27 protein-coding genes and 1 pseudogene are annotated in these 25,876 nt (G+C 66.5%); 17 read left to right on the plus strand and 11 right to left on the minus strand.

The genetic code is table 11. From position 1 onward, the window contains the following. Positions 1–32 precede the first annotated feature (32 nt). From BA062_RS27335 to BA062_RS27355, 5 genes are all read left to right on the plus strand, one after another. On the plus strand, positions 33–1,163 hold the full coding sequence (locus BA062_RS27335; protein ID WP_281271671.1) for an acyl-CoA dehydrogenase family protein: 1,131 nt from the start codon (positions 33–35) through the stop codon (positions 1,161–1,163). 60 nt (positions 1,164–1,223) lie between these two features. Then, positions 1,224–1,886 (plus strand): GntR family transcriptional regulator, encoded by a 663-nt coding sequence (locus tag BA062_RS27340; protein WP_146240095.1) that lies wholly within the window; start codon positions 1,224–1,226, stop codon positions 1,884–1,886. Positions 1,887–2,676: 790 nt separating this feature from the next. Beyond that, positions 2,677–4,269, plus strand: a complete 1,593-nt coding sequence (locus BA062_RS27345) for a tripartite tricarboxylate transporter permease (protein WP_110341640.1) — start codon at positions 2,677–2,679, stop codon at positions 4,267–4,269. Further along, positions 4,266–4,787 carry a tripartite tricarboxylate transporter TctB family protein gene (locus tag BA062_RS27350; RefSeq protein ID WP_110341642.1) on the plus strand — a complete coding sequence of 174 codons (522 nt, stop codon included), beginning with the start codon at positions 4,266–4,268 and terminating at the stop codon, positions 4,785–4,787. The genes BA062_RS27345 and BA062_RS27350 overlap by 4 nt, the downstream gene beginning before the upstream one ends. Positions 4,788–4,830: 43 nt before the next feature. Then, a complete protein-coding gene (locus BA062_RS27355; protein ID WP_110341644.1) occupies positions 4,831–5,862 on the plus strand; it encodes a Bug family tripartite tricarboxylate transporter substrate binding protein in 1,032 nt (343 codons plus the stop codon). An 88-nt stretch (positions 5,863–5,950) separates the two neighbouring features. Here BA062_RS27355 and BA062_RS27360 read toward each other — a convergent pair whose 3' ends face one another. The 5 genes from BA062_RS27360 to BA062_RS39970 form a co-directional block, all read right to left on the minus strand. Beyond that, positions 5,951–6,775 (minus strand): IclR family transcriptional regulator, encoded by an 825-nt coding sequence (locus BA062_RS27360; RefSeq protein WP_110341646.1) that lies wholly within the window; start codon positions 6,773–6,775, stop codon positions 5,951–5,953. Between the two features lie 107 nt (positions 6,776–6,882). After that, positions 6,883–7,458 carry a 3-phenylpropionate/cinnamic acid dioxygenase subunit beta gene (locus BA062_RS27365; RefSeq protein ID WP_110341648.1) on the minus strand — a complete coding sequence of 192 codons (576 nt, stop codon included), beginning with the start codon at positions 7,456–7,458 and terminating at the stop codon, positions 6,883–6,885. Further along, positions 7,455–8,903: an aromatic ring-hydroxylating oxygenase subunit alpha gene (locus BA062_RS27370; RefSeq protein ID WP_110341650.1), complete on the minus strand. Its 1,449-nt coding sequence runs from the start codon at positions 8,901–8,903 to the stop codon at positions 7,455–7,457. Before BA062_RS27370 ends, BA062_RS27365 begins: the two co-directional genes overlap by 4 nt. A 40-nt stretch (positions 8,904–8,943) precedes the next feature. Then, positions 8,944–10,197 (minus strand): NAD(P)/FAD-dependent oxidoreductase, encoded by a 1,254-nt coding sequence (locus BA062_RS27375; RefSeq protein WP_168214116.1) that lies wholly within the window; start codon positions 10,195–10,197, stop codon positions 8,944–8,946. After that, entirely contained in the window at positions 10,194–10,391 is a 198-nt protein-coding gene (locus BA062_RS39970) for a ferredoxin (RefSeq protein WP_168214117.1), read from the minus strand. The genes BA062_RS27375 and BA062_RS39970 overlap by 4 nt, the downstream gene beginning before the upstream one ends. 43 nt (positions 10,392–10,434) lie before the next feature. Here BA062_RS39970 and BA062_RS27380 point away from each other — a divergent pair, with 43 nt between their 5' ends. The 4 genes from BA062_RS27380 to phtC all read left to right on the plus strand — a co-directional run bounded on the left by BA062_RS27380 (position 10,435) and on the right by phtC (position 14,069). Then, on the plus strand, positions 10,435–11,592 hold the full coding sequence (locus BA062_RS27380; RefSeq protein WP_110341654.1) for an MFS transporter: 1,158 nt from the start codon (positions 10,435–10,437) through the stop codon (positions 11,590–11,592). A gap of 25 nt (positions 11,593–11,617) precedes the next feature. Then, positions 11,618–12,349, plus strand: a complete 732-nt coding sequence (locus BA062_RS27385) for a FadR/GntR family transcriptional regulator (RefSeq protein WP_210407013.1) — start codon at positions 11,618–11,620, stop codon at positions 12,347–12,349. An 86-nt stretch (positions 12,350–12,435) separates the two neighbouring features. Continuing rightward, on the plus strand, positions 12,436–13,299 hold the full coding sequence (locus BA062_RS27390) for an NAD(P)-dependent oxidoreductase (protein WP_110341656.1): 864 nt from the start codon (positions 12,436–12,438) through the stop codon (positions 13,297–13,299). Then, entirely contained in the window at positions 13,299–14,069 is a 771-nt protein-coding gene (phtC, locus tag BA062_RS27395; RefSeq protein WP_110341659.1) for a 3,4-dihydroxyphthalate decarboxylase, read from the plus strand. The genes BA062_RS27390 and phtC overlap by 1 nt, the downstream gene beginning before the upstream one ends. 452 nt (positions 14,070–14,521) lie before the next feature. On the opposite strand, the gene BA062_RS27400 is transcribed toward phtC, so the two are convergent. The 5 genes from BA062_RS27400 to BA062_RS27420 form a co-directional block, all read right to left on the minus strand. Next, positions 14,522–15,004 (minus strand): SRPBCC family protein, encoded by a 483-nt coding sequence (locus BA062_RS27400; RefSeq protein WP_110341661.1) that lies wholly within the window; start codon positions 15,002–15,004, stop codon positions 14,522–14,524. Continuing rightward, the gene (locus BA062_RS27405) at positions 15,001–15,318 is read right to left on the minus strand and encodes an ArsR/SmtB family transcription factor (protein ID WP_110341663.1); all 318 of its coding nucleotides are present in this window, start codon (positions 15,316–15,318) and stop codon (positions 15,001–15,003) included. Before BA062_RS27405 ends, BA062_RS27400 begins: the two co-directional genes overlap by 4 nt. A 312-nt stretch (positions 15,319–15,630) precedes the next feature. After that, positions 15,631–15,954, minus strand: a complete 324-nt coding sequence (locus tag BA062_RS27410; protein ID WP_110341665.1) for a DUF4387 domain-containing protein — start codon at positions 15,952–15,954, stop codon at positions 15,631–15,633. Between the two features lie 8 nt (positions 15,955–15,962). Continuing rightward, positions 15,963–17,351: an acyclic terpene utilization AtuA family protein gene (locus tag BA062_RS27415; protein ID WP_110341667.1), complete on the minus strand. Its 1,389-nt coding sequence runs from the start codon at positions 17,349–17,351 to the stop codon at positions 15,963–15,965. A 77-nt stretch (positions 17,352–17,428) separates the two neighbouring features. After that, positions 17,429–18,181: a GntR family transcriptional regulator gene (locus BA062_RS27420; protein WP_110341669.1), complete on the minus strand. Its 753-nt coding sequence runs from the start codon at positions 18,179–18,181 to the stop codon at positions 17,429–17,431. A gap of 194 nt (positions 18,182–18,375) precedes the next feature. On the opposite strand from BA062_RS27420, the gene BA062_RS27425 reads away from it, so the two are divergent. From BA062_RS27425 to BA062_RS27455, 7 genes are all read left to right on the plus strand, one after another. Next, positions 18,376–19,746, plus strand: coding sequence for a TRAP transporter large permease subunit (locus BA062_RS27425; RefSeq protein WP_110341671.1), 1,371 nt, complete (start codon positions 18,376–18,378; stop codon positions 19,744–19,746). A gap of 12 nt (positions 19,747–19,758) precedes the next feature. Beyond that, positions 19,759–20,019, plus strand: coding sequence for a hypothetical protein (locus tag BA062_RS27430; RefSeq protein WP_110341673.1), 261 nt, complete (start codon positions 19,759–19,761; stop codon positions 20,017–20,019). Positions 20,020–20,141: 122 nt separating this feature from the next. Continuing rightward, positions 20,142–20,510 carry a hypothetical protein gene (locus BA062_RS41220; RefSeq protein ID WP_110341675.1) on the plus strand — a complete coding sequence of 123 codons (369 nt, stop codon included), beginning with the start codon at positions 20,142–20,144 and terminating at the stop codon, positions 20,508–20,510. Positions 20,511–20,602: 92 nt separating this feature from the next. Next, the gene (locus BA062_RS27440; RefSeq protein WP_110341677.1) at positions 20,603–22,018 is read left to right on the plus strand and encodes an ABC transporter substrate-binding protein; all 1,416 of its coding nucleotides are present in this window, start codon (positions 20,603–20,605) and stop codon (positions 22,016–22,018) included. Between the two features lie 5 nt (positions 22,019–22,023). Beyond that, positions 22,024–23,064 carry an ABC transporter ATP-binding protein gene (locus BA062_RS27445; RefSeq protein ID WP_110342594.1) on the plus strand — a complete coding sequence of 347 codons (1,041 nt, stop codon included), beginning with the start codon at positions 22,024–22,026 and terminating at the stop codon, positions 23,062–23,064. A gap of 1 nt (position 23,065) precedes the next feature. After that, positions 23,066–24,004, plus strand: a complete 939-nt coding sequence (locus BA062_RS27450; RefSeq protein WP_110342595.1) for a carbohydrate ABC transporter permease — start codon at positions 23,066–23,068, stop codon at positions 24,002–24,004. Then, positions 24,004–24,873, plus strand: a complete 870-nt coding sequence (locus tag BA062_RS27455; protein WP_110341679.1) for a carbohydrate ABC transporter permease — start codon at positions 24,004–24,006, stop codon at positions 24,871–24,873. The genes BA062_RS27450 and BA062_RS27455 overlap by 1 nt, the downstream gene beginning before the upstream one ends. Positions 24,874–25,083: 210 nt before the next feature. Here the strand turns inward: BA062_RS27455 and BA062_RS40700 are convergent. Further along, positions 25,084–25,188 (minus strand): annotated as a pseudogene (locus BA062_RS40700) (DUF3040 domain-containing protein); the annotation flags it as partial. Between the two features lie 63 nt (positions 25,189–25,251). On the opposite strand from BA062_RS40700, the gene BA062_RS27465 reads away from it, so the two are divergent. Beyond that, positions 25,252–25,824 carry an SDR family NAD(P)-dependent oxidoreductase gene (locus BA062_RS27465; RefSeq protein ID WP_146240096.1) on the plus strand — a complete coding sequence of 191 codons (573 nt, stop codon included), beginning with the start codon at positions 25,252–25,254 and terminating at the stop codon, positions 25,822–25,824. The last annotated feature ends 52 nt before the right edge of the window (positions 25,825–25,876 follow it).

Below are 25,876 nucleotides of genomic sequence, written 5' to 3' on the forward strand. Positions count from 1 at the left end.
GGCGTTCGATGAGTCACCTGACCGCGGAACAGATGCAGCTGAGGGAAAGTGCAGGCGCGGTGGCTGACCGCTACTACGCCGACAAGGCGCTGGAATGGGACGCGGCCGCCACCCACCTGCCCGATGAGGAACGCCGCCGACTCGGTGAGCTCGGTTACCTCGGCATCGCCATCGGCGAGCAGTGGGGCGGCAGCGGCGGCAGCCTGATGGACGCGCTGGTAGTCGTCGAGGAGGTCGCCAAGCGGTGCTCACTCCCGGCGTTCCAGATCTTCGAGGCCAACACCGGACCCGCGCGCGTCGTCGAGCTGTACGGCACCGAGGAACAGCGTGCGCGCTACCTGCCCGAGATCGTCGCCGGCCAGGCCACCATGGCCATCTCGATCAGCGAACCCAACGCGGGCAGCGCCGCGACCGACATGCTGACCCGCGGCAAGGTCGACGGCGACACGATCGTCATCAACGGGCAGAAGAGGTGGTGCTCCGGCGCGGGCGCCGCGGAGTACTACCTCGTGTACCTCCGCCTGTCCGACGAGCGCGGCGCGGCCGGCATCGGCGCGGTGATCGTCCCGAAGGACGCGCCAGGCCTGACGTTCGGACCGCGGGAACAGCTGATGGGCTTCCGCGGCGTGCCATCCGCGGACATGTTCTTCGACAACGTGCGCGTGCCGGCATCCGATGTGGTGGTGCCCGCGGGCGGGTTCTCCCGGCTGTTCGGCGCGTTCTCGATCGAGCGGCTCGGCAACGCGACGATGAGCCTGTCGCTCGCGCAGGCCGCGCTCGACCGGACGGCCGCCTACGTCCAGGAGCGACAGCAGTTCGGCCGGGATATCGTGGAGTTCCAGGCGGTACAGACCCAGCTGGCGGACATGGTGATGCAGGTCGAGGCGGCGCGGCTGTTGATCTGGCGGGCGGCGATGTCGGCGAATCCGCTGCCGGACGTCGGGCAGGTGTCGGTCGCGAAGTGCTTCGCCAACGAGATGGCCAAGCGCGTGACCGCGACCGCGATGGAGCTCCACGGTGGCTACGGCTACCACCGCGAATATCACGTCGAGCGGTACATGCGTGACGCGGCCGGCTGGGCGATCGCTGGCGGGACGCCGGCGATCCAGCGGACGAGGATCGCGTCGGAGTACCTGGGCCGACGGTTCGGGCAACGCCGATGAGGCCGGGTATGCCATCGTGTATGCGGTTCGCTGTGTGCGGTGGCGGATGAGGGAGTGAACATGAGGTCCGACGGAGTGGCTGCGGCACTCGGGTACCTGCGCGACGGGATCGTCGCGGGACGGTTCACGCCCGGCGAGAAGCTCAACCAGGAGGACATCGCTCAGGCGCTGGGCATGAGCCGCATCCCGGTCCGCGAGGCGCTCGGGATCCTCGCCGCCGAGGGTGCGGTCGAGTACGTCAAGAACCGCGGCTACACGGTCCCGAAGATCAGCGTCGAGCTGCTCGACGAGATCTACCGCATGCGCACCCTCCTCGAGAGCGACCTGTTACGTCACATCCACCAGCCATCCCCGGAGGAGATCCGGGACCTCAACGACATCAACGACCGCATGCGCGAGGCCGCGGACTCGGGGAATCTGGCGGACTTCGTACCCCTGAACCGCCGATTCCACTTCGCGGTCTTCGAACTCGGCGACGCGCCCCTGATGACCAAGATGATCGACCGTTTGTGGACGCTGTCGGAGTCCTATCGCGCTCTGTACCTCTACGACTCTCGCAACGCCGCCCGCTCATGGCACGAGCACCGCGAACTGATCGAGGCCCTCGAGTCGATGGACCTCGAGCGCTGCGTCAGCATCTCGGACGCCCACCGCCGCTCCGCCCAGGATCACGTTCGCGGCTTCCTCCTTGCCCGCCAGTCCCCGGCGCACTCCATTCCCTGACCGCCGCGAGGCAGGGCTCTCGGGCATCCGGCTCCGATGTGGATGGTAGGGCCGGCGCGACGGGGGTCGCCGCCATGGCAGAACGTTTGCTGGTCCAGCGTAGGCGCTCGACTTCTCCCCGTTCTGGTGGTGTCCTGCTCGCCGCGAACGCGCCGTCGGCGGTCGCGATCGCGTCCGCGAGCAGGTCCTGTCGTTCTGCGACGCGATGGTCGGTGCCCTGCTGGTCGCCCGAGTGACTGCTCACACCAGAAACGGCCCGAGATCCTCGAGGTGCGGTTCGCCCCGGCCACGATCGGCGCGGTATTCGTGCCCTCCTACGTGGCCAACACGCGTAAACCTGGTTCAGGAAGCGTCGTGGGCTGCCCGGACGTGCAGCGGGTCATTGTCACTGGGGCCGAACCGATCGGGGACGCGGCCGCGGTGCGCGGCAAACCCTGCATCCCTGACCTCCGCACGTAGTTCCAGGCGCAGGGCCGGGGTCTCGAGGCCCAGAACCAGGCAGCACCGTCGCATGCGGGCGTAGCTGAGGGGAGCGCGGGGCCGAGGCGTTGGCGGGCGACCATCGGCAAGGACCACGAGGTGCGGACGGCCGTGAAGCCACCCGTTCCGCCTCCGGTTCAGGCGCCTCGATCAGCTCGGTACGGGCGTGCTCGCGCAGCCCTGACATGCATCGCGTACCGGCTGCGCATCTCGTTCGTTATGAGCGGCTAATGGGGGAACCATTGACAGGCTTTGTGGCGGGGGTTACGTTCGGAACAAATTTCTGGACTACGAAAATTCGAAGGACGACATGGCCGAAGCACTAGTTGACGCACTGATGCAGGTGCTCACACCGATGTCGCTGTTGATGATGGTCATCGGCGTCGCTCTTGGGTTCGTTGTCGGCATCCTGCCCGGGTTGGGCGGTGCGGTGACGCTGGCGCTGCTGTTGCCGTTCACGTTCGACATGGACCCGGTGCCGGCCTTCGCGCTCCTGCTCGGAATGTACGTTGTGGCCGCGACGGCAGGAGACATCACCTCGGTACTCTTCGGAATCCCGGGAGAGGCGTCATCGGCAGCGGTCGTGCTCGACGGGTACCCGATGACCCGGCGCGGCCGGGCAGGTCGTGCCCTGGGCGCCGTGCTGACCAGCTCTGGAATGGGCGCACTGTTCGGCGCGCTGGTGCTGGTACTGCTGATCCCGGTCATCCGGCCGGTCATCATGAACATCGCGGAGCCGGAGTTCTTCGCTCTTGCCGTGTTGGGCCTGACCTTCGTGGTGACCCTGTCGTCGGGCAAGATGCTCAAAGGAGCCCTCGCCTGCATCGTGGGGCTGCTGGTTTCGCTGGTCGGGCTGGATCCGTTCACCAGTCAGCAGCGATTCACCTTCGGGTCGATGGATCTCTGGGACGGCATCAGCATCGTGCCGGTCGTGATCGGGCTCTTCGGTGGCGCCGAGGTGCTGCAGCTCATGATGCAGAAGAGGAGCGTCGCCTCGAGGCAGGCGGGAACCCCGGCTGTCTCCGGCGTCGGGGCAGGGATCCGCGACGCGCTGAAGCGGTGGCCGTTGGCGACACGTTCCGGAGCCATCGGCAGTGGGCTGAGCCTGGTGCCCGGGATGGGTGGCTCGGTGGCTCAGTTCGTGGCCTACGGTCACGCCAAGTCCGTGTCGAAGAAGCCTGAGGAGTTCGGCAAGGGATCGGTCGAGGGAGTCATCGCCGCCGGTGCGACCGGGGTGGCCAAAGACTGCGGTTCGCTGATCCCGACTGTCGCGTTCGGCATCCCTGGATCGGCGTCGAGTGCCGTACTTCTGAGCGCATTCCTGATCCTCGGGCTCGATCCGGGCAAAGAGATGCTCACCACCGAACTCGACGTGACGATGTCGTTCGTCTGGATCGCTTTGTTCGCGACCGTGATCGCGATTGGAGTAGCGCTCGCCTTGGTTCGCCCGCTGGCGAAGCTGACCCACATCTCCGGACCGTTGCTGGTCCCGTTCCTGATGCTGTTGCTCTCGATCGGTGCCTTCGCGGAGAACAACGCCTGGACCGATGTCTTCCTGATGCTCGTCTTCGTCGCTATTGGTGTCGCCTGCATTCGATGGGACTGGCCGCGAGTGCCCCTGCTGCTCGGGTTCGTACTCGGCGCGGTCTTGGAGAGCAACCTGTTTCTCTCCGGCCAGCTCTTCGGCGCCGGCTGGATCACCCGGCCGGTGGTGATCGGAGTCGGTGTCGTGATCGCCGCGGTGCTCGTGATGCATTTCGTTCGTGAAGCGCGCACTCGGCAGCGGAAGACCTCCGTGAAGAAGGCAGTGGCCGAGACAGCAGAGCGCGATCCGGCAGACCCCGTGCTGACCACGACCGCGCCCGGGGAGAGCCCGGACGTGTCCGAGGGAGACAAGCGATGAGGACGAACCCGGTTACTCCGACCGTCACCGCCGCGCGGCCTCGACGCGTTCTGGTCGCCGATCTGGTCGGTGGCCTGCTGATGGTGGGCATCATGGTGGGCGCCTATGTGATGACCCGCTCGCTCTCGCCGCAGGCGGCCGAGTTCCCGGCCGCGATCAGCATCGCCGGTGCCGCACTGGGGGTGGTGCTTGTCATCCGGGCGCTGATCGGTACCCGGGAGGCTCCGCACGACCACTCCGAGACGGAAGACGACGACCTCGACTACGTCTTCCACACTGCGAGCACAATGCAATGGCTGGCGACGCTCGCATGGTTCATCGCCTTCTTCGCGTCGCTCTACGTCCTTGGCCTGTACGCCACCTCGATGCTGTTCACCGTGCTCTACCTGCGCTTCCAAGACAAACGTTCCTGGGTCTTCTCGGGTATCTACGCAGTCATCCTCACCGGCGTGCTGTACCTCGCCTTCAATGTCCTGCTCGTCCAGCCGGTCCCGGCCGGTTACTTCGGGCTGGCCTGACCCGTCCGCGGCCCCACGGGCCTACCTACCGAGAGATGATGAGATGAACAAACTCCGCATCGCGGCGTTCGCCGTTGCCGTCGCATTGGCATTGACGGGCTGTCAGGGCCCGGGTATCAGCGGTGGCGAGAGCCAGGCCTCTGGCAACTTCGAAGGCGAGACCATTGATCTCGTCGTGCCTTTCGAGACAGGCGGCGGCTACGACCAGTACGCTCGGCAGCTCGCGCCTGCATTGGAGAAGGAACTCGGCGCTACCGTCAACGTGATCAACAAGCCCGGCGCTGGCGGGCTGCTCGCGATCAATGAGCTGATGCGGGCGAAGCCGGACGGGACCACGATCGAGATCCTGAACATGACGGGCGTCGTGGGTAGCGCACTCGCCGAGGCCGAGGGTGTGGAATTTGACCCGGCCAAGTTCAGCTACATCGGCCGACTCGCCTCCGAGCCGGATGTCGTGATCACGGCGGCGGACGGCGACATCAAGTCGTACGAGGACCTGAAGGCGGCTGCCGACGATGGCGGTGTGAAGTTCGGCGCCACCGGGCCGGGTTCGAACGAGTACGTCGATCCGGTCGTGTTGGAGACCGGATTCGGGATCAAGAACGAAATCGTCACCGGCTTCAATGGCTCTGGTGCGGCAGCGCTCTCGCTGGTCCAGGGGAACTTCGACGCCTACTCGCGCTCGTTGAGCAGTCAGCAGCCGACGATCGACGCCGGTGATGGCCGACCGATCCTGGTACTGGGCCGTCAGCCGGTCAAGGCGTTCCCGGAGGTGCCGACCCTGATCGACGTCGCCGACGACGCGAAGAGCAAGAAGCTCGCGGAGTTCCACGCCGACGTGCTCGAGAGCGGACGGACGCTGGCTGCTCCGCCGAACATGGATGAGAACCGCCTGGCGGAGCTGCGCAAGGCCTTCGACGCGGTGGTCCAGAACAAGGACTACATAGCTGCGGCCGAGAAGGCTGGGCGTCCGATCGCCTACACCGCTGGTGTCGATGTCCAGAAGTCCGTCGAGGGTCTGATGGACGCGCCGCAGGACTACATCAACATCATCAAGAAGGCCTACGAAGGCTGATCAAGCTGGATCGAGCCGGCTGGCACCCCCTGCACGCAAGGTGGCCCAGGCAGGTACCTGGGCCACCTTGCGTTCGCTGGGGCGAGATCTACCCGTCGTGGAGGGCGTTCCCGAGGTCCTCGGCGGTCTTGCGCAGCACCGAGACCGTGTAGTCCCGGCGTTCGGGTGGCATGCGGTTTTCTGGGGCGGAGGCGTTGATGGCCGCGACTGTGAAGCCGCGCTGGTTGCGTACCTCTGTAGCGAGCGAGATGACGCCGTCGTCACGATGGTTGAACGCGTAGCCGGAGGAGCGCACGGCTGTGAGCTGGTGTTCGAGATCTTCGAGGTCGATCTCCGGTATTTCCTCATCCTTGGCGAGTGTGGCTCCGGTCAGCGCTGCCCGGAGTTGGTCGGCGGTGAGGCCGGCCAGGATGGCCTTGCCGGTGGCGGTCTGGTGAGCCGGAAAGAGCTGACCGGTGCGATCGGCGACGCGCAGTGGCTGGCTCGACTCCACGCCGGCGATATATCGGATGTGCCCGCCTTCGAGTTGGGCGAGCTGGACGGTCTCGTCCAGGGTGCGTGCCAACTGGTGCAGGAACGGCTGTGCCAATGAGCGCAGGTCGAGACTGCGTACGGCGCCGTAGCCGATCTCGAGCAGAGCTGGGCCGGCGGTGTAGGCGCCGTGGCCGCCGGGGTGGCGGACGAAGTCGTAGTGCGTCAGCATCGCGAGCAGGCGGTGTGCGGTGGAGTGGGCGACACCGAGTTCGCTGGACACGTCGGAGAGTCGCACTTGCTGTCGATCTCGAAACATCAAGAGCAGACGGAGTGCGTTGTCGACCGAGGAGATCGGATACGACGGCTTCTTCTTCCGGTCGGATCCGCGCGCACTGGCTGCGCTCGACGCTGCTGCATCCGGGCTGCTCGTTTCGTTCATAGGAAAGTCTTTCTGCTGTGCGACCGAGCTATCATAACGCCAGATGCGACGAAAGCCCCGGTGCACCGAGTGTCGGTGCACCGGGGCTGGTCGTTTGCCCGGCTGGGTCAGATGAAGATCGAGAGGTTCTTGGCCAGCAGAACCGACTGGTCGAGGAGAAGCGTGCGACGCACGACCTTCCAGTCGTCGCCGGCTCGGCGCAGGACGTCGCGTCGGCGACCGACGAGAATGTCGGTCTCGTCGGAGACTCGGTTTCGATAGACCAGGAATCGCCCGGAGATCTCGACCTCGGGTAGGTCCACGCGGGTGAGGCGGAGGTTGGTCAGCAGGTGGGAGACGCGGGAGACGGGTTCCTCGGCCCAGTGCACACCGGTCATCAGCTGCGTCACCCGGAACTCGACGGTTGATTTGGGCTCGTCGAACCAGCAGACCTCGGCGCCGAGCTTGGTGTTCTCGTTGTCCGCGACATCAGCGAACGGGACGTTCATCCGCAGGGGCACGGAGTAGCGGTAGTCGTCGTCGAGCAGTTCGAGCCACTCGGTGTAGCGCCGCTCGTCGAGCAGGTCGGCCTCGCGGTAGAGGAAGTCGCTGACGTCGGCCAGTAGCTCACGCAGTTGCGGCTTGGAGAGCCCGGACTCGTTGACGAGTTGCGGCTTCCCCTGCTCATGGGTCAGCGTGCTCATGCCTGCCCTTCCAGCTCCGCGGCGCTCTTGGCCTGCCGCTCCTTGATCCGGTCGATGCGCTCGTCCACCTGGGCGCGTTCTGTGAGCTCTTGCTGGCTCAGGTTGTCGACGTACTCCGCCCAGCGTCGGTAGAACGCTCGGGCGTTGACCTCGCCGGCGATGGCGTGGTCGGAGTGCACGGCCCGGTCGAGTTCGCTGGGCTGCTCGCGGTCCAGCCCCTGCTGGTAGTTGTACGGGTAGCGCCGGGCGACCACGCCGCGGCTGGCGTTGGTGGCGTAATCCCAGTTCTCCATGTCGTCCTGTTCGGTCATGCCCGCGGGGCCGCCGTAGCGCATGTAGTACTGCCGCAGCCATTCGCGGACGAAGTCCGGGGCGTCCTTGTCGACGAGGAACCAGCGCCAGACCTCGGTCTCGGTCGGGCTGATTGGATGCGCGACCAGGATCGACCGTGGGAAGCCTGCCGCGAACGACATGTTCGGGAACATCGTGGCCGGACCACGTCCACCCAGCGGGCGACCTTCGGCTCGGAGCTTCTCGGCACGCTTGTTCCACGCGTGCTCGAAGTATTCGGTCAGCTCAGGCTCGGCGAACTCCGGATAGGGGAGCTCGTAGTCGAGGTTGTCCGACGCGCCGTGGCCGAGACGGAAGGACGTCTTCATCCGGCCCTTGGAGAAGCCGCCCTGGTTCTGCCGCTCGCCGTGGCGCCGCTTGCCCTTCCCGCCGGGGCCGATGCCGACGGCCTCAACCGACGCATGCGTGGACGCGCCGTGGTAGGTGTCGCCGAGGAAGTTCTCGGATACGAACTTCCAATTCGACTTGATCCTCCACTTGAGGACGCCGTGGAAGACCTCGGTGCCTCCCTCAGTACCGTCGAAGGCGTCGGCGAGGTTGTCCAGCCACCAGTGAAAGTCGCCGACGTAATCGAGGAAGTCGGGGGCTTGCTCGTCCCAGGTAGCGAAGACCAGGCCCTTGTAGTTGTGCACCCGCGGGCAGCGGACCAGGCCCCACTTGGCCTTCTCCAGCTGCCCCTGGTAGGCGGACTTCAGGTGCGGGACGCCGTGGAGGTCGCCCGGGACGTCGACCAGTGAGCCGTCGATGCTGTACGACCAGGCGTGGTACGGGCAGGTGAACTGCATCGTGTTGCCCTCGTCGTACCGGCACACCTTCATGCCACGGTGGCGGCACGAGTTGAGCAGGACGTAGATCTCGCCCCTGTCGTCGCGGGTCAGCAGAACCGGGTCCGAGCCCATCCACGAGCTGAAGTAGTCGCCCGGGTTGGGAACTTGCGAGGCGTGTCCGACGAAGAGCCAGGCGCGTGGGAAGAGGTTTTCCAGTTCCTGCTTGTGGATGGCTTCGTCGACGAAGATCTCACGGCTGATCTCACCGGCGGTGATGTCGATCAGGTCACTGACCCGTTGTGACGGGAGGGACTGGTCGATCGTCATGGAAGTCCTTTCTTGGGTGTCCGCGCGAGGGGATGGCGACTCAGGCGGAAACGGGTTTGGCGCGGTCGGCGAGATCACGGAGCTTGGTGAGGACCTCGGCTACCGGGGTGCCGGTCCGCCAGGCGGACCGGCAGGCCGCGATCGCCCTCGGCCAGCCGAACGTGACGGCTGCGGCAAGTCGACCTTCGTACGCATAAAGAGCTGCCGTCCGCTCGATACCCCCGGCTTCGAAGTGGTGGAGCGACACGGAGGTGCTCTCATGGGGGCGGCCGACCATCTGGATCTTCGTGCCGAACTGGTCGGACCAGAAGTACGGTGCCTTGAGTGGCTCGGGCGTCGCCACCGGGTCGACGATCTGGCGAGCTACCACGTGAGCCTGTTCGACCGCATTGGTCCAGTGCTCGACGCGGTAATGCTTGTTAGTTCCTGGGTCGACCTGACGTGCCACGTCACCGATGGCGTAAACGCCTTCGGCGTGCGGGCCGAACCCGCTCGCGAGGACGGCACAGCCGGCGTCGACGAAGACGCCGTCGCCGATCTTGAGGCCCGAATTCTCCAGCCACTCGCTGTTGGGAGTCGCCCCGATGCCGAGGACAACGGTCGCTGCCTCGAGTACACGCCCGTCGACCAGCCGGACCAGCGTCTGATCGCCGGACTTCTCGATCGCGTTCACACTGGCTTGTGTGACCAGGTCAACGCCGTTGGAGCGGTGCAGATCGGTGACCAGGCCGCCGACCTCGCGGCCAAACACCCGTGCGAACGGCGAGGCCAACGCCTCGGTCATGGTGACCTCGGCACCGAGGTTGCGGAGCGAGGAGGCGACCTCAGCACCGATGAAGCCGGCGCCGACGACCACGACCGGGCCGAGGGCTGCCCGGGCCGCAAGTGCACGGGAGTCACGCATCTCGCGGACGGTGTAGACACTGTCGAGGTCAGTGAGGCCCGGAGCCAATGATCGCGGGCGAACGCCTGTCGCGATGACCAGCGCGTCGTAGTCCAACTCGTCGCCGTCGGAGAGGCTCACCACCATCGAGTCGATGTCGATGCTCTCCGCGCGGGTCCCGAGCTTCGCCCGGGTGTTGATGGCTTCCCATCCGCCGTCGCCAAGGAGGGAGATCTCTTCCTCGGTCTGGGTCCCGAGCAGCAGTTGCTTCGACAGCGGCGGCTTGTCGTAAGGCTGCTCACTCTCCTCGCCGACGACCGTGACGTCGCCCTCAAAGCCGAGTCGGCGTAGCTCCTGGGCCGTCCGGACGCCACCGACCGAGGCCCCGACGATGACGACGTGGTCGCTCAACGCACGTCCTCCAGCCAGATGGCGGCTACCGGGCAGCTGCGGATCGCCTCGTCCGCGGTGTCCCGCTCTTCCTGGGTGACGTGCTCCTCGCGAACCACGACCAGCCCGTCGTCGTCCAGGTCGAAATGCCTCTCGTCGATGGCAACGCAGTTGCCGTACCCCTGACATTTGGCCAGGTCACTCGCCACTCTCATCGGTTCTTGCTCCCATATCGTGTAATGGAGGTACCATTACACTATGAGTGCCGACCGGGAGCGTCAACCGTCGCGATTCGAGAACGCGTATGTCGGCCTCGCAGGGGCGCTCTTCACCTTCGCGATGGGGTTGTCGGCCGTGGCGATCCCGCTCTTCGCTCTGTCCGCCGGCTACAGCGCTGGTCAGGTTGGGCTTCTCGTTGCCCTGTCGGCCTGCGCGCAGCTGGGCATCAGGGCGGGCATGGGCGCACTGATGCGCCATGTCGCTCCCAAGCACTTCGTCAGTGCCGCAGGCGTGCTCATATCGCTCTCGTGTCTGGTGCTCGTGGTCTCGACAGGGTGGTGGGCTTTTGCCTGCTCCCAGCTCGCCCAGGGTGCGGCTCGGGGCTTCTTCTGGACGGGGGCGCAGACACATGTCGTGCGCACCAGCCATTCGTCGGTGGCCGCGATCGCGCGGATCAACCTGACCTCCGGGATCGGACAGATTCTCGGTCCGCTGCTTGCGGGGCCCGCGATTCAGCACCTTTCAGTCGCGTGGACCCTGTCGTGCGCGGGAATCGCCGGCGCGCTCGCGGTGCTGCCTTCGTCGCTCATGGTCTGCCTGCCGCCCCTTCGCCCGGCAAAGAAACGCCGGGCGGCGCGGAGCGCGTGGCGACGGTCGGGGGTCGGGCTCGCGAGCTGGGCCGGTGCCTCCGCGGGCGGTTGGCGCGCGATGATGAACTCCTACGTACCCGTCGTCCTCGCAGAGGCCGGGCATGCCGCTTCCGCGATCGGCGTCGTAGTGGCGGTGGCCAACAGCATGTCGATCGCGGGTGGCGCGGGTGCTGGGTGGATCAGGGCTCGCAGGCTGAGGCTCGCGCTCGTTGCCGGCATGATGACAACCGGGGTCGGCCTCGCGATGTTCGGTCTCCTCGGCGGCGATCTGGTGGCTGCTGCCACCGCGCTTGCGGTATCGGGGATTGGTGCTGGTCTCCTGCAAACCGTCGGTCCTGCCCTCGCGAGTGAGACGGTGAACCCCGAGGAGCGCGGCGAGGCGATCGCGACGGCAGGTACCTACCGTGCTGCCGCGCTGTTGATCACACCCCTGGGCGTCGCCGCGCTGCTCACCATGATGGCGACCTCCGCCGCGGTCGCGCTCACAGGGCTCGTCATGGTGAGCGCGACGGTCCTCAATCGCAGGGGCAACGAGACATCCGATTAGAATCGACCGAGACTGAAGGAGTGGCGTGCCAGTAGAGTTCGACGTCACCGACGAGGGTGGTTCGATCGTGTTCGAGCCGGTGGCTAACGTGCGCATGTCCGCGACCATCGTGGAGCAGATTCGCAGCCGGATCCGATCTGGGGACCTACCTGTCGGTGCTCGTCTTCCATCGGAGCGCGCCCTGTGTGATCAGTTCGAAGTGAGCCGGAGAACCATCCGCGAGGCGCTCCGAATGCTCGAGGCCACCGGCCACATCACGATCAAGCTCGGCAAGGACGGCGGCGCCTTCGTCAAGGCGCCGTCGACCTCGTTGATTGGCGAAGGGCTCACCGACCTGATCAACAGGGCGGCGATCACCTCCTCGGAAGTCACCGAGGTCCGTACCATCATGGAACTGGCCTTCCTGCCCGTGATCTGCGAGCGCGCGTCGGACGCCGACATTGCGGAGCTCCGTGCCATGTGCGACGAGCACGAGGCCGCACGCAAGGACGGGTCCTACACGGTGGAGATGTCGCTCCAGTTCCACCGCGCCCTGGCCGGATGCGCCCACAACTCGGCCACCACCCTGCTGCTCGACGCGCTGCGCGACCCGATCCTGCAGTCCCTGCAGGAGGCCCATCACGTGGGCACCTCGGGTGTCGAGGAGCACCGGCGCATCGTCGACGCCATCGCGGCCCGCGATCTCGACCGTGCGGTCGCTGAGTTGCGCCAGCATCTGGACCGCACGGTCCGGGCCACAGCACCGTCCGAACGGTAAGAGATCGATCAGGTGTGCCTTGCTACCTGCATGGCCCACGTGTACCTTCCGAGGTAGAAAATTTTTCTGCAGAGCAGGACGGTGCTGTGGAGTTTACGATCGTCGGTCTTGGCCGGATGGGGTCGTCGCTGGCACGCGCCCTTGTACAGGCCGGTGTGAGTGTCAACGGCTTCGACACGCTGCCCAGCGTTCGTGAGCACGCTCATCGGCTCGGCGTCAAGGTCTTCGATCAGCTCGCCGAAGCGGCCGCGCGGAGCGATGTCGTCGTCACCTCGCTTCCCACCGTGGCGGCCGTCCGCGAGGTGGTTCTCGAGCTCGGACGGCTGTTGCCTGCCGGAGCGTGTGTCATAGAGACATCCACGTGTGCGCCGGCCTTCGCCCAGGAGGCGACCGCCAGCTTGGGGCAGCGGGGAGTCCGTTTCGTCGACTGCCCGGTCAGCGGCAAACCTCCGGCCATGACGATGCTCGTAGGCGGTGCGCCCGGTGCCCTTGGGGACGCGGAGAACGTGCTCTCGGCCGCCGCCGGCACGATCGTCCACCTCGGCACGTCAGGCGCTGGCTATGGTGCCAAACTCCTGCAGCAGTACATCAAGTACGCACGGTTCCTCGTTGCGGCCGAGGCACTGACCTTTGCCGCGCACCAAGGTCTCGATGTTCCCGAGACGATTCGAGCTCTCGCCGCAAGTACCGGCGCCCGTTCCGGTCTCGCCACTGCCGAGGAGTACTTCCTTGACGACGCGGAAGCCATCGCATCCCACGCTCCTGTGGCGACCATCGCCAAGGACATGGAACTGACCCGAGGCATGTTCCGTGATGCGGGCTTTGACAGTCCCTCCTTCGCCGCGCTCGCGGAGTTCTTCCTTGCGGCCAACACCAGTGCCGTGAGCGATCGTCCGTATCCCGAGGTGATCGAGCTTCTGTCCGGATTCCGTTTCGTAGAGGGGGATTGATGCCGAGCAAGGCTGAACTGACGGTCGACCGGAGCGCGCAGCTCCGTTCAAAGCAGCATGAGATTGCGACCGCCTGCCGGATCGCGGCGTACCGAGGCCTGTGTGAAGACGTGCTCGGTCACATCAGTAGTCGTCACGACGGTGGGCTCTTGGTGCGATGCCGCGGCCGGGAGGAAAGCGGGCTGCTCTTCACGCGGCCTGACGACGTCCTCATGACTGACGGCGACGGCCGCCTCGCTGAGGCCGACGACGGCTACTCCGTGCCTAACGAGATCCACATTCACACCGAGATCCTGAATGCACGCCCTGATGTCGATGTCGTCCTGCATGCCCACCCCCCAGCAGTTGTCGCGCTGGACCTGGCAGGCCTCGAGCTCGCTCCCGTGGTAGGGGCATACAACATCCCGGCGAGCCGAATGGCACGGGACGGGATTCCCGTCTATCCGCGCAGCGTCTTGGTCAACACACCTGAACTCGGCCGCGAACTCGTGGCCGCACTGGGACAGAAGAGCGTCTGTGTGCTCCGCGGGCACGGCCTGGTCACGACCGGTGGGACCGTTGCGGAAGCCCTGAGTCGTGCGCTCAACGTCGATGCACTGGCACGGATGATCTTGAAGGCGGCGAGCACTGGCGATGCCCCGGTGAGCTTGCCCGAAGCCGACCTCACACAGCTGCCGAACCTGGGCTCCGGGTTCAACGACGAGCAGATCTGGCGGTTCCAGGCCGCCTGTCTCGCCGCAGCTGGATTGGCCATCCCAGATCCGGACTAGCCTCAGTCCGAGTTCGGGAGTGTCAACGACAGCACGATCTCATCGATCCCAGACAGCCGCCGCTGCCGCTTATCGTATTAGCGAGATGAAATCGAGACCCTGCCGCTGGCCGCGCGCGCCCAACGTCCAAGGCGTCGTCGACGTTCACTATCGCGATCACGGGAGCCACCGGGGGCATAACCTCCGGACTGGTCACCGCGGCCACCAGTTGCCCCGTGTGTGCCCTGCCCGTACTGCCGTTGATCGCCACGGAACGCTGACGCGCAACGGGAGGTTCGCCGCGTCCTCGCTCCCGGTGGCTGATTGCGGCTCTTCCAACACGTCCGCGCCGACACCTCCGGAATCGCCCGTATCCAGCGGCTCCTTGGACGGGACCGTCTGGCCACGCCCGGCCGGCGGCTGCCGCACCGGCCGGTGCCCGCGGATTGAGCTGGTGTGGCTGTCTGCCCGGATTACGCGCCCGAAGCCAGCTCGGTGAACCGCTGCAGGTAGAGCGGCCAGCCACCCTCGGAGGCCACGCCGTCGCGCCCGCGCTCCCAGCCCGGGCCGTGGCGGTCCAGGTGGCGGTGCTCGAGTTCGACCCGGGTCCGGTCCGGTCCTGTGGCGATGAAGCGCACCTCGACCTCGCTGCACCGGTCAGGGTCGGTCTCGATCTGCCAGTGGGGATCGATGTCCCAGCTGATCACAAACCGGTGCGGCGGCTCGAACTCGAGGACCCGCGCCCAGCGGCACACCGACCCGTCTTCGCCGCGGTCGTAGACCGAGCCGCCCACGCGGGTCTCGAACACGGTTTCGGCGATCGGCACCGCCAGCAGGTTGTGCTCACGGGGCTTGATCCCGTCGAACTTCTCGGTGAACACCGCGAAGGCGCGCTCGACCGGGACGGCGACCTCGGTCTCGCGCCGTACGGAGGTTTCAGTGGACGTGCTGGTCATGGTTGCTCCGTTTCCTCTTCCACTAAGCGCTTGAAGTTCTCCAGGGCCTTGCCCCAGAACTGGTCCAGTTCCTCGCGCAGTGTGGCGAGGCCCTGGAGATCGACCTCGTAGATCCGCCGCGTGCCCTGCGGGCGGACCAGCACCAGGCGCGCCTCCTTGAGCACCCGCAGGTGCTGCGACACCGCCGGCCGGCTGATGGGCAGCTCCTCGGCGATCTCGGTGACCGAACAGGGCCGCTCGGCGAGGCGCCGCAGGATCTGCCGCCGACTCGGGTCGCCGAGGGCCGTCCACGCGTCATCTACGTAAGTGGCCACTAACGTAAGTTACGCCTTACGGAATCTGAGAGTCAAGGACACTCTCCAAATCTGCGGGTGCAGCCTTCTCCGAGGTGCAACGCATAGATCAGCGTGTTGTCGATCGCGTGGAGCCCGTCGAACGATCGGGTCAGCTCAACCGGATGCGGCAGAGCGAACATGATCACCATCGTGGTGAGCGAGGCACCCAGCAGAGCGGCTCGCCGGATGGCCTTCGCTCGCGCGATCGGCAGATTCGCCCGCCGTCGCCGCAGGCCTGGGTTAGCGCCCTGCGGCCCGGCTCCCGGCGAGCCGGGCCGCGGAGGACGGTGCTCAGTCCACCGGGACGACGACGTCCAGTAGCGGCGGATACTGCTGGCACCCGAAGACGTCTCCTTCCCCGGGGCTGCCGCTGGGTTGCGGGCGGGCGAAGGTGAACTTGATCGCGTAGGCGGGGTCGAAGTTGACGAAGTCGACGATCCGCTCATCGTCCACGTTGAACAGGGCGCGCACCGTCTCCCTGGTCAGCACGCCGCTGTTCTTCACGTGCTCGTAGTCCTCGCGGGTGTGGAAGATGACGTCGAAGGTGATGCGGTCCGTGCCCGCGTTCTTGCTGCGGATCGTCTTGGCCAGTTCGGCCAGCGTCTTGGTCGGCATGGTCGCTCCTATCGGTGGAGGGCAGGGGCCGGGGCGCCGACCTCGCACAGGTTGAGCTCGAACAGTTCCATCGGGTCCTTCACGGGCACCGTGTGGTTCATCGACCAGATGTACGCGGTGCCGGCCGGAAGCACGTCGTCGACCACGAAGGACGCGGTGCCCGCCGTGCCCGTCACCTCCGGCAGCCGCGCGTAGAAGATCTGCCGGGTCCCCATCAGCGTCACGCTCTCGGCGAGTTCGCTGGTCTCGGCGACGCCCTCGACGACGACGCACAGCTCGTGGGAACGGATCTCGGTGACCGGCTCCAGTTCACCCATCACGCCGTCCTTGCCGAAGACGCGGAAGTTCAGGTGGTAGCTGATGTCCTTGAACTGTGCGGCCACCTCGGCGCGCACGAGGTCGAGAACCGTGTCGATGTTGGCGATGGTGTACGGGTCGCGGATTCCCGCGATGCCGAGGTACTTCTCGCCGAGGCGGCGCGAGCCCTCGATCTTGACCTTCACGTCGCCCTCGATGGGCACGTACCTCTGCCCGGTGATCCGCGTGGTCCTCTCGTCGTACTGCTCGTACACGCAGTTCGACATGTCGAGCAGGCCGCCGGCGAAGTACTCGAAGTACGGGTTCGAGCGCTCGTACATCGCATGCCCGGCGACGCTGGCGACGGTGCAACGCTGATGTGGCGCCATCGCCGTGACCTTGACGTCGTCGTGGGTGATCGTGCCGATGACGCTCTCCTTCGCGCCGTATGGCTCGGCGCAGAACGAGGCGCACTCGAGGACCTTGCCCGCGTAGTAGGCGTGCTCGGGCGGGAATCCCTCGTGGATCGCCGGTGCGGCGAACACGGCGACATCACTGGAACGGCCGCCGATGATGACGTCGGCTCCGGCGGCGAGAGCTTCGAGGAACGGGTGCACACCGGCGACGGCGACCGCGCGCGTGGTGTTCGCCAGTTCCTCGGCCGTGAGGTTCTCCCGGCTGTCCAGACCCTCGAAAACGTCACCGTTGTCCATTCTGGACTTCAGGTCGGCCTTGTCGAGCTCGGAGTAGAAGTAGGCGAGCTTGAACGGTGGGAGCTCGTGTTCGGCCGCGAGATCCTTGATGATTCGCACGAACATGTCCACCCGGCTGTTCGTTCCGCAGTCGCCGGAGGAACCGATGAGCATGGGCACGTTCTGCTCACGCGCGGCGAGCAGCATCAGTTCGAGGTCGTGCTTCTGCCATTCGTACATGCTCACCGAACGGTCCGAGCCGAGCGCCGCGGGGCCGATGTCGTCGCTGCCGGAGTCGCAGCAGTAGTAGTCGGGTCGGGTCGCGGCCGCGAGGCGGAAGCTCTCCTCCTTGGTCGGTGCGAAACCGAGGTGACCGTTGGGGCTGACGATGCGAAGTTCGGACTTCATATGACCTCACTGGATACTGGTTATAACCACTTCGGCCAGCCTGGCACCTGCCTGTGGCGGCTGTCAACCGCGGCGGGTCAGTGGAGGCCGCTCAGGCTGCGATCGACGGCGAACTTGTACCGGTCGCCACGGTAGGAGGCGGTGCGGTACTCGACCGGGCGCTGTTCCTGGGACAGCACGGAGGTCACCCGGAGGATCGGCCAACCCTCGTCGACGCCGAGCAGCTCGCCGAGCTCCCGGTCGGCGACGATCGCCTCGAACGTCTGCGCCAGGCGGTCCGGTTTGGTCCGCTCGGTGTTCCGGTAGAGGTCGAGTGTGGAGAACGGCAACCCGGCCTGCTCGGCCCGCTTCGCCGCCGTGGTCATCTCCTCGCCGACATCGGGCGGGAAGTAGCTGTCGTAGACAACGATCGGCTGGTCGTTGCCCCGGCCGACGAGGCGCAGATGTGCCACGGGCGCGGTCGCGTCGAGCCGCAGGATGCTCGAGAGGGCGAGGTCGCTGACCGTCAGCTCAGCGGTGTGCACGACCGTCGACGCGACCAGGCCGCGCTGGGCGAGCGTCTGCTCGAAGCTGTTCAGGCGATCCAGCGGCTGTTCCATGGTCGGTTGCGCGACGAACGTACCCACGCCGTGGACCCGGTCGAGCAGCCCGGCCTGCTCGGCGATGCCGATCGCGTGCCGGACGGTGATCCGGCTCACGCCGAAGAGCTCGCACAGCTCCCGCTCGGAGGGAAGCTGGCTGCCCGCCGGCCACTCCCGCGAGTCGATCCGCTCGCGGAACATCGCCGCGAGCTGCTCGTACAGGGGCAGGGCACCTCGGCGATCGAGCACGGCGCATCACCAATCCGATGACCAGTAGAGACAATAGGCTCGGCTCAGTCTACCGGCGGGGATGCCGCAACCGCTGGAAATCAGGGCTTCTCAGGACTGGATCCGGCTGCTAGCGTATCCGGCCATCGACATAACCAGTTAATACCACTGGTCACTTTACCCTGTCTCCTCGGAGGCGCTATGCCGGGAGTGTCATGTTCGGACTACCTGTAGCGCTCGTGGTGCTGGTCGCCCTCGTCGCGTTCATCGCCGTGATGTTCCTCGTGTTCAAACGCCCGATGTACGAGAACATGGCCCTAGGGCTGATCCTGCTCGTCGCGCTGACCGGGCAGTGGGCAGAACTGGGCGAGTACCTGATCTTTCCCACCGAGAACAGCCTGTTCTACGTCATCTTCACGTTCATGCTGATCGCCGTGATCTTCGATGCCACCGACGCCGTCGGCCGGATCGTCTACATCATGCTCGCGCTCATCGGCCGGTTCCGGGGCGGTTCCGGCTACGTCGCGACCTTGGCGAGCGCGTTCATGGCCTCACTGTCCGGCAGTGGCCCTGGTAACGCGGCCGCGGTCGGGTCGTTCACGATCCCGATGATGAAGCGGTCGGGGTTCAAGCCGCACACCGCCGCGTCCATCGAGATGTCCGCGAGCATGCTGGGCAACATCATCCCTCCCGCCGGGATCATCTTCCTGTCCTTCGGCGTCGTCGATGGGCTCTTCCCAGGGACGATCAGCCTCAGCGGCTTCCTGCTGGCCTCCTACGCCATCGGCTTCTGGTTCGTGGTGCAGAAGTTCGTCCTGCTGTTTTTCATCTGCAAGGTCACGAAGGTGGAGCCGATCCCGATCGAGGAACGGCCCAAGTTCGCCGAGGCGTGGAAACAGGGCTGGCCCGCCCTGCTCCTGCCGGTGGTGCTGTTCGTCCCGCTGATGATCGACTTCCTGGCGGAGGACTTTCTCATCGCGCGGCTCGGCGAGGACGGCGCCGAGACCTTTTCCGACTCGGTACTGATGTTCACCCCCGGCCTGGCCGCGGCCTACGCACTGATCATCGGCCGGAAGTCCTTGCCGGGCCGGAGGCTACGCCTCGCCCCGATCATGGAGATGTGCCGTGGTTCGCTGCGCACGGTCGTGCCCATCGCCGCGACGGTGTACTTCGCCTACGCGATCTCGGCCGCCTTCAACGGCCTGAAGGCGGAGAAGGAGATCGAGGCCTGGTTTACCGGGCTCGATCTCTCGCTGACCGCGGTGGTCTTGATCGTGCCGTTGGTCTTCGCGGTCCTGGGCATGGTGTTGCCGGGCACGGCGCAGGTGGCGATCCTCGGCGGCTCGCTCGTCACGGTGTTCGCCGCGCTGGGTGGAGATCCGGTCCTGCTGGCCGTGTTGCTGCCCGCGCTGACGGGGGCGCTGGAAGGGATGACACCGCCGCTCGCGCTCGGGCTGTTCGTGACGATGGGCATCGCGAACTCCGAGTTCGGCAAGACGGCCCGGGCGGCGACCGTCTGGATCGTCTGCCACCTACTGATGTCAATGGCACTGCTCGGGGGCCTGTTGCCCATCGCCGGGCTCTGAGAGGAGATCGTCGTGCGGAAGGTACTGAAGAACGGCTACGGAGTGCTCGCGATCGTCGCGCTGAGCATGGCGGTGGTGCTCGCGATCGTTTTCCTGGTGGCGCTGATTGTGGGTGGCGGCGCGGGAACCACTCTCAGCGAGTTCGGAGGCACGCTCGCCGAGTGGAGTATCTACATCGCGGCGCTGGCGATGGTGCCCGGCTTGATCTACGTCTATGTCACCCGTGAGCATTCGCTGACCAGCAGGAAGAAAGAGCCTGCGGTGGAGAGCTGAACTCGGCTCATCGGACCGTCCCGAGCACCGGGACCGGTTCCGATACAGCGCGGATGGACACGGCCCGTGCGGGTCCCTGGTGATCGAGGTGGTCGCGGGGTCGCCGCCACCGCAGCCGCTACATGCTCGTCACCACGGTGTTCGGCTTGATCCTCGCCGTGCTGGACGTTGTGGCTTTGGCGATCACGGGCATCCCTTGCCGGTGCTGTGGCGTGCTCGCGTTCCTGACGAACCACATCCCGAACGTCGGTTTCCTGCTCGGCCTCGTGCCACCCGCAGTGCCGGCGCTGCTCGAGGGAGGCTGGCAGCACGAACACGGTGGTGACGAAGCCGACGACGGGCCGCATCAGCGCGATCACCGCGTGTGCCCCATCGTCGCGAGGGCGCTCGGAACGGGGGTCGCGGTGGTCGTAGCCGGTCCATGGCAACGCCAGTTTCCGGGTAACAGGGAACGGCCACGCTCTCGGTCAATGGTCACGCACACTCCGTGACTGTGTGTAACGAATCGCGGCGTTGACTCTCGGATCGGGGTCACTGACAGCTAGACTTGTGCGCTGCGCTCCCTTCGGGGAGGAGGTCGACGATGACCAACGGATTCGGGACCCGCCGCAGCCGGCGCGAGGTACTCCGCACCGCCGCGATCGCAGCGCTCGGTGCCGCCGTTGCCGGTGCGTGCGCCGCGGAGGAGGAGGCCCCTGGCCCGGGCACCAGGTCCGGTCAGGCCCCCAGGGAGACCTTCCAGCAGCCGAGATCGAAGCTCTCCGGCGAGCTGACGATCTTGCTGTGGAGCCATTTCATCCCCAGCCACGACGTGTGGTTCGACAAGTTCGCGCGAGCCTGGGGCAATCGGGTCGGCGTCAAGGTGAGCGTCGATCACATCGACCTGGCTCAGATCCCCACCCGGATCGCCGCGGAGATGCAGGCGCGTCAGGGACACGACCTCATCCAGTACATCGCGACGCTGTCGCAGTTCGAGCCGAGCGTGCTCGACCAGCGCGACGTCGTCGAGGAGGCCAACAGCCGTTGGGGCGAGCAGCTGGCACTGTGCCGCAAGTCCAGCTACAACCCCGCGACCGACAAGTTCTACGCCTACTCGCCGGGCTGGGTCCCCGACCCCGGCAACTACCGCCGATCGCTGTGGCGGTCGGCCGGGATGGCGGACGGACCCCGGACGTGGGACGACCTGCTCACCGGCGCGGCCGAGATCAAGCGGAGCCAGCAGATCCCGCTGGGCCTCGGCATGTCGCAGGAGATCGACTCCAACATGGTGCTGCGCGCGCTCATGTGGTCCTACGGCGCGTCGGAGCAGGACGAGAACGAGCAGGTCGTGATCAACTCCCCGGAGACTGTGGCCGCCGTGGAGTACATGACCAGGCTCTACAAGCAGGCGATGACGCCCGAGATCTTCTCCTGGAACGCCGCGAGCAACAACCAGGGCCTGGTCGCGGGCAAGCTCTCCTACATCGTGAACTCGATCTCCGCCTGGCGTACCGCACAGGAGTCCAACCCGGCGGTTGCCGACGACACGTTCTTCGTGCCGGCACTGCGTGGGCCGAAGGACGCGCTGGCCGCCCAGCACGTGCTCTACAACTGGATCATCCCCCAGCATGCGAAGGGCGTTGACGCGGCGAAGGAGTTCCTGCTGCACTACACCGCGAACTTCGCCTCCGCGAGCTTCCAGTCCAAGCTCTACGACCTGCCTGCCTGGTCCAAGCTCACGCCCGAGCTGCCGAACTGGCTCGCGAGCGATCCGTTCGGCGCCCAACCCGCCGACAAGCTGAAGCTGCTGAACGAGGCCATCCCGTGGAGCACGAACATCGGCCATCCCGGGCCCGCGAGCACGGCCATCGGCGAGGTGTTCAGCACCTTCGTCATCCCGAACATGTTCGCCAAGGCCGCCCGCGGCGACGCCACGCCTGAGCAGGCGGTCGCCGAGGCGGATCGCCAGATCAAGGCGATCTTCGACAAGTGGCGGGCCGCTGGGCTCGTCGGCGGCTGAGTGCGATGGCGGTCGTCGAGGTCCGCGAGCTGGTGAAGCACTTCGACGGAGGGCGGGTGCACGCCATCGACGGGGTGAGCCTGGCCGCGGCCGGTGGCGAGTACCTCGTGCTGCTCGGTCCTTCCGGTTGCGGGAAGACCACCTTGCTGCGCACCATCGCGGGTCTCGAACAGCCGACGAGCGGCGACGTGCTGATCGGCGGAGACGTGGTGACCGGGTTGCCACCACGTGCGCGACGGATCGCGATGGTGTTCCAGAGCTACGCCCTTTACCCGCACAAAACGGTGCTCGCCAACATCGTCTTCCCGCTCAAGGCCGCGGGAATGGGCAGGCAGGACCGCGACCGTAAGGCTCTCTGGGCTGCCGAGTTGCTGGGCATCGCGCCGCTGCTGGATCGCAAGCCGCGGCAGCTCTCCGGCGGGGAACGGCAACGCGTGGCGCTGGCCAGGGCGATGGTCCGTGACCCTCAGGTTTTCCTGCTCGACGAACCCCTGTCCAATTTGGACGCCAAGCTGCGCGCGAGCGCCCGCGACGAGCTGAAGAGCTTCCAGCAGGAGGTCGGCACCACCACCATCTACGTGACCCACGACCAGGCCGAGGCGATGGGTCTCGGCGACCGGATCGCGGTGCTCACCGACGGAACGGTCCGCCAGGTGGGCCCGCCCAAGGAGATCTATGACGAACCCGCCGACAAGTTCGTCGCGACGTTCATCGGGTCGCCGCCGATGAACCTCGTCGAGCACGACGGGAGCCTGGTGGGGTTCCGGCCCGAGCATCTGCTTCCCGCGGAGAGCCTGCCCGCGACCGGTGTGGTCGAAGTGCCGCTCGCCGTCGACCGCATCGAGTACCTCTCCGGCGACCGCCACGTCTACGGAACCGTCTGGCGAATCGGCGAGCGGTCCAGGGTCGTGGCGCGGATACCGGCCACTGTGGACACGCCGATCGTCTCGGGGGAGACCTACGCGTTCGCCGTGCCGGAGCGCAGGCTTCGCTTCTTCGATGCCGAGTCCGGGCGGCGGCGCGCGCCCGTCGCGCTCGGTGGCTGACATGGCCACCACCGCTGAACAGCCGACCACGCGACCGATCGCGGCGGCGCGGCGGCGCCTCGCCGATCGCGACGGCGTGCTCTCGTGGGCGTTCGTCGTGCCGAGCGTCGTCTACATCGTCGCGCTGGTGGGTCTTCCGTTCGGTCTGGCGATCGCGTTCGCGTTCTCGGACGTGTCGGCGGGCGACCCGTCCTACGATTTCGTCGGCCTGCGCAACTTCCGCAGGGTCGTCGACGATCCGGTGTTCTGGCGGTCCGTGGGCAACACGTTCGTTTTCACCCTGATCTCCATGGCCCTGATCGTGTTGCTGGGCAAGGTGCTCGCGAACATCCTCGTCGCGGATTTCCGGGGGAAGTGGGTGGTCCGGTTCCTCGTGCTGCTGCCCTGGACCACACCGGTGGCACTGTCGTCGATCTCCTGGCTGTGGTTGCTGGACTCGATCTACTCGCCGATCGACTGGGTGCTGCGCCAGTTCGGCGCGCTCGGTCCGGTCGAGAACATGTACTGGCTCGGCCAGCCGGGGCTGTCGATGACCTCGGTGATCGCGGTGCACGTCTGGCGGCTCACGCCACTCGCCGCGGTGATCATGATGGCCGGGCTCATGTCGATCCCGAAGGAGATCGACGAGGCCGCCAGGGTCGACGGCGCCGGGTACTGGCGCAGGATGTTCGAGATCACCATCCCACTCGTCCTGCCCGTCGCGGCGATCGCGGCCCTCTTCGGCGCGATCTTCACGTTCACCGACATGGCGGTGGTCCGCGTGCTCACCCGGGGCGGCCCGAACGATTCGACCCAGGTACTCGCGAGCTGGGCGTTCTATCGCGGCATCGACGGTGGTGACGTCGCGCAGGGGGCCGTGATCGCGCTGTTCCTGTTCCCGCTCCTGCTCGCGGCAGCCGTGCTCATCCTGCGCGCCGTGCGCAAGATCGAGGTGCGCTGATGGCCGCGGCGACGTCGGGACGGCGGTATGCGAGGCGCCACCTCGCCGCCAGGACCGGCTTGTACCTGGCGGCGATCCTTGCCGCCCTGCTCTGTGCCGCGCCGTTCTTGTGGAGCCTGATCACCGCGTTCAAGCAGAACCGCGACCTGTACAACCCCCAGAACAACCCGTTCCTGTTCAACCGGCCTGCCACCTCGGACCACGTGCTGTACCTGTTCACGGACACGGCGTTCCTCACGTTCGTGTGGAACACGGTGCTGGTCGGCGGGCTGGTCGTGCTGATCACGCTCGCGTTGAGCCTGCCCGCCGCGTACTCGCTGGCGAGGCTCGACCGGCCGTGGTCAGGCCGGATGGCGATCGGCATCTTCCTGGTGTACCTGGTGCCGCCGAGCCTGCTGTTCCTGGCGTTGTCGCGCATGGTGGTCGCGGTGGGCCTGCAGGACTCGACGTGGTCGTTGGTGCTGGTCTACCCGACGATCACCATTCCGGTGTCGGTCTGGCTGCTGATGGGCTTCCTCAAGGGCATCCCGAAGGACATCGAAGAGCAGGCGATGGTCGACGGCTACAGCCGCCTGGGCGCGTTCCTGCGCGCGGTGGTCCCGCTGGCGTTCCCCGGCATCGTCGCCGTGATAGTCTTCGCGTTCACGCTCACCGCGAGTGAGTTCATCTACGCGCTCGCGTTCGTCGCGCCGACGGAGGAGATGACGGTGAGTACCGGGGTGCCCACGCAGCTGGTGCGCGGCGATGTCTTCTTCTGGCAGTCCCTGCAAGCGGCGGCCGTGCTGGTCGCCGTCCCGATCGCGCTGGTGTTCAACTGGTTCCTGGACAAGTTCGTCGCCGGTTTCACCATGGGCGCGGTCAAGGAGTGACCCGCCGACGGGAATCGCGAGGTCAGGCGGCGGCGCAGCGGGGGCAGTGCTGTTCCGAGGCCGGTGCCAAGTGGTCGCAGCTCGGGTGGTGGTAGCTCTTCGCGACCCACCGGATTGGCTCGACGGCGCCGAATGCGAGCACGACGAGGCCGACCAGCACCTACCGGCTACGAGTAGGCCCACGCCCACGACGGCGGCGGCGAGGATGCCCAGCGTCAGGAACGTCGACGTGGAGTCCTCCGGCGGGGTCACCCGGCGCAGCGACTTGTCGAGCCGAGCGTCCTCGGCGCGGAGGCTGTGTTCGAGCTCGGCCAGTGCGTGTTGTCCTGCTCACTCAGTGGCATGGCCGGCCGCGCGAGAATGGTGCGCTGAATTGATGTGCTTGAGTTCGGCCTGGTCCGCAGCGGTCGCGGAGGTCCTCAATCAGGACTGCCTTCGCGCCTGGTGCCGCGCGCGCACTTGGTCGACAGCATCTATGTCGCGCAGGCCGCCTATCGCCACATGAAAGAATCCGGCTACGGACGACTCGTCCACACGACGAGTGGCTCCGGGCTCTTCGGGAGTTTCGCCCAACTGAACTATGCCGCCGCCAAGGCCGGTATCGCCGGGATGTCGTGCACCGTCGCGATCGAGGGAGCACGCTACGGCATCCTCTCCAACTGCATCGCGCCGTTGGCCGCTCGTACCGGGACGACGGGCGGCGTCTTCGGAAAGCTGACCGACCGGCTGGCTGGCTCCGGAGAGGTCTTCAGCGCGGGCGGCGGCCGGTTCGCGCGGGTCTTCACCGCCTACACGCCCGGATGGACCGCGCCCTCCGACAACGGGCACACGACTCCCTCGGAGATGGCCGCACACCTGGAGCGCATCCGGGACGGCAGCCGGTTCACCATCCCGGTCAGCGGGGCCGAGGAGGTACACCACCTTGCCCGACTGCTGCGAACAGATTCCTGAGAGGTCAGGCGGACAGACTGGTTCGGCACCGACGGCCGTGGCCTGGCCGGCG

Origin of the sequence: Prauserella flavalba (genome assembly GCF_003202235.1) — a bacterium.
Taxonomy (GTDB): domain Bacteria; phylum Actinomycetota; class Actinomycetes; order Mycobacteriales; family Pseudonocardiaceae; genus Prauserella_A; species Prauserella_A flavalba.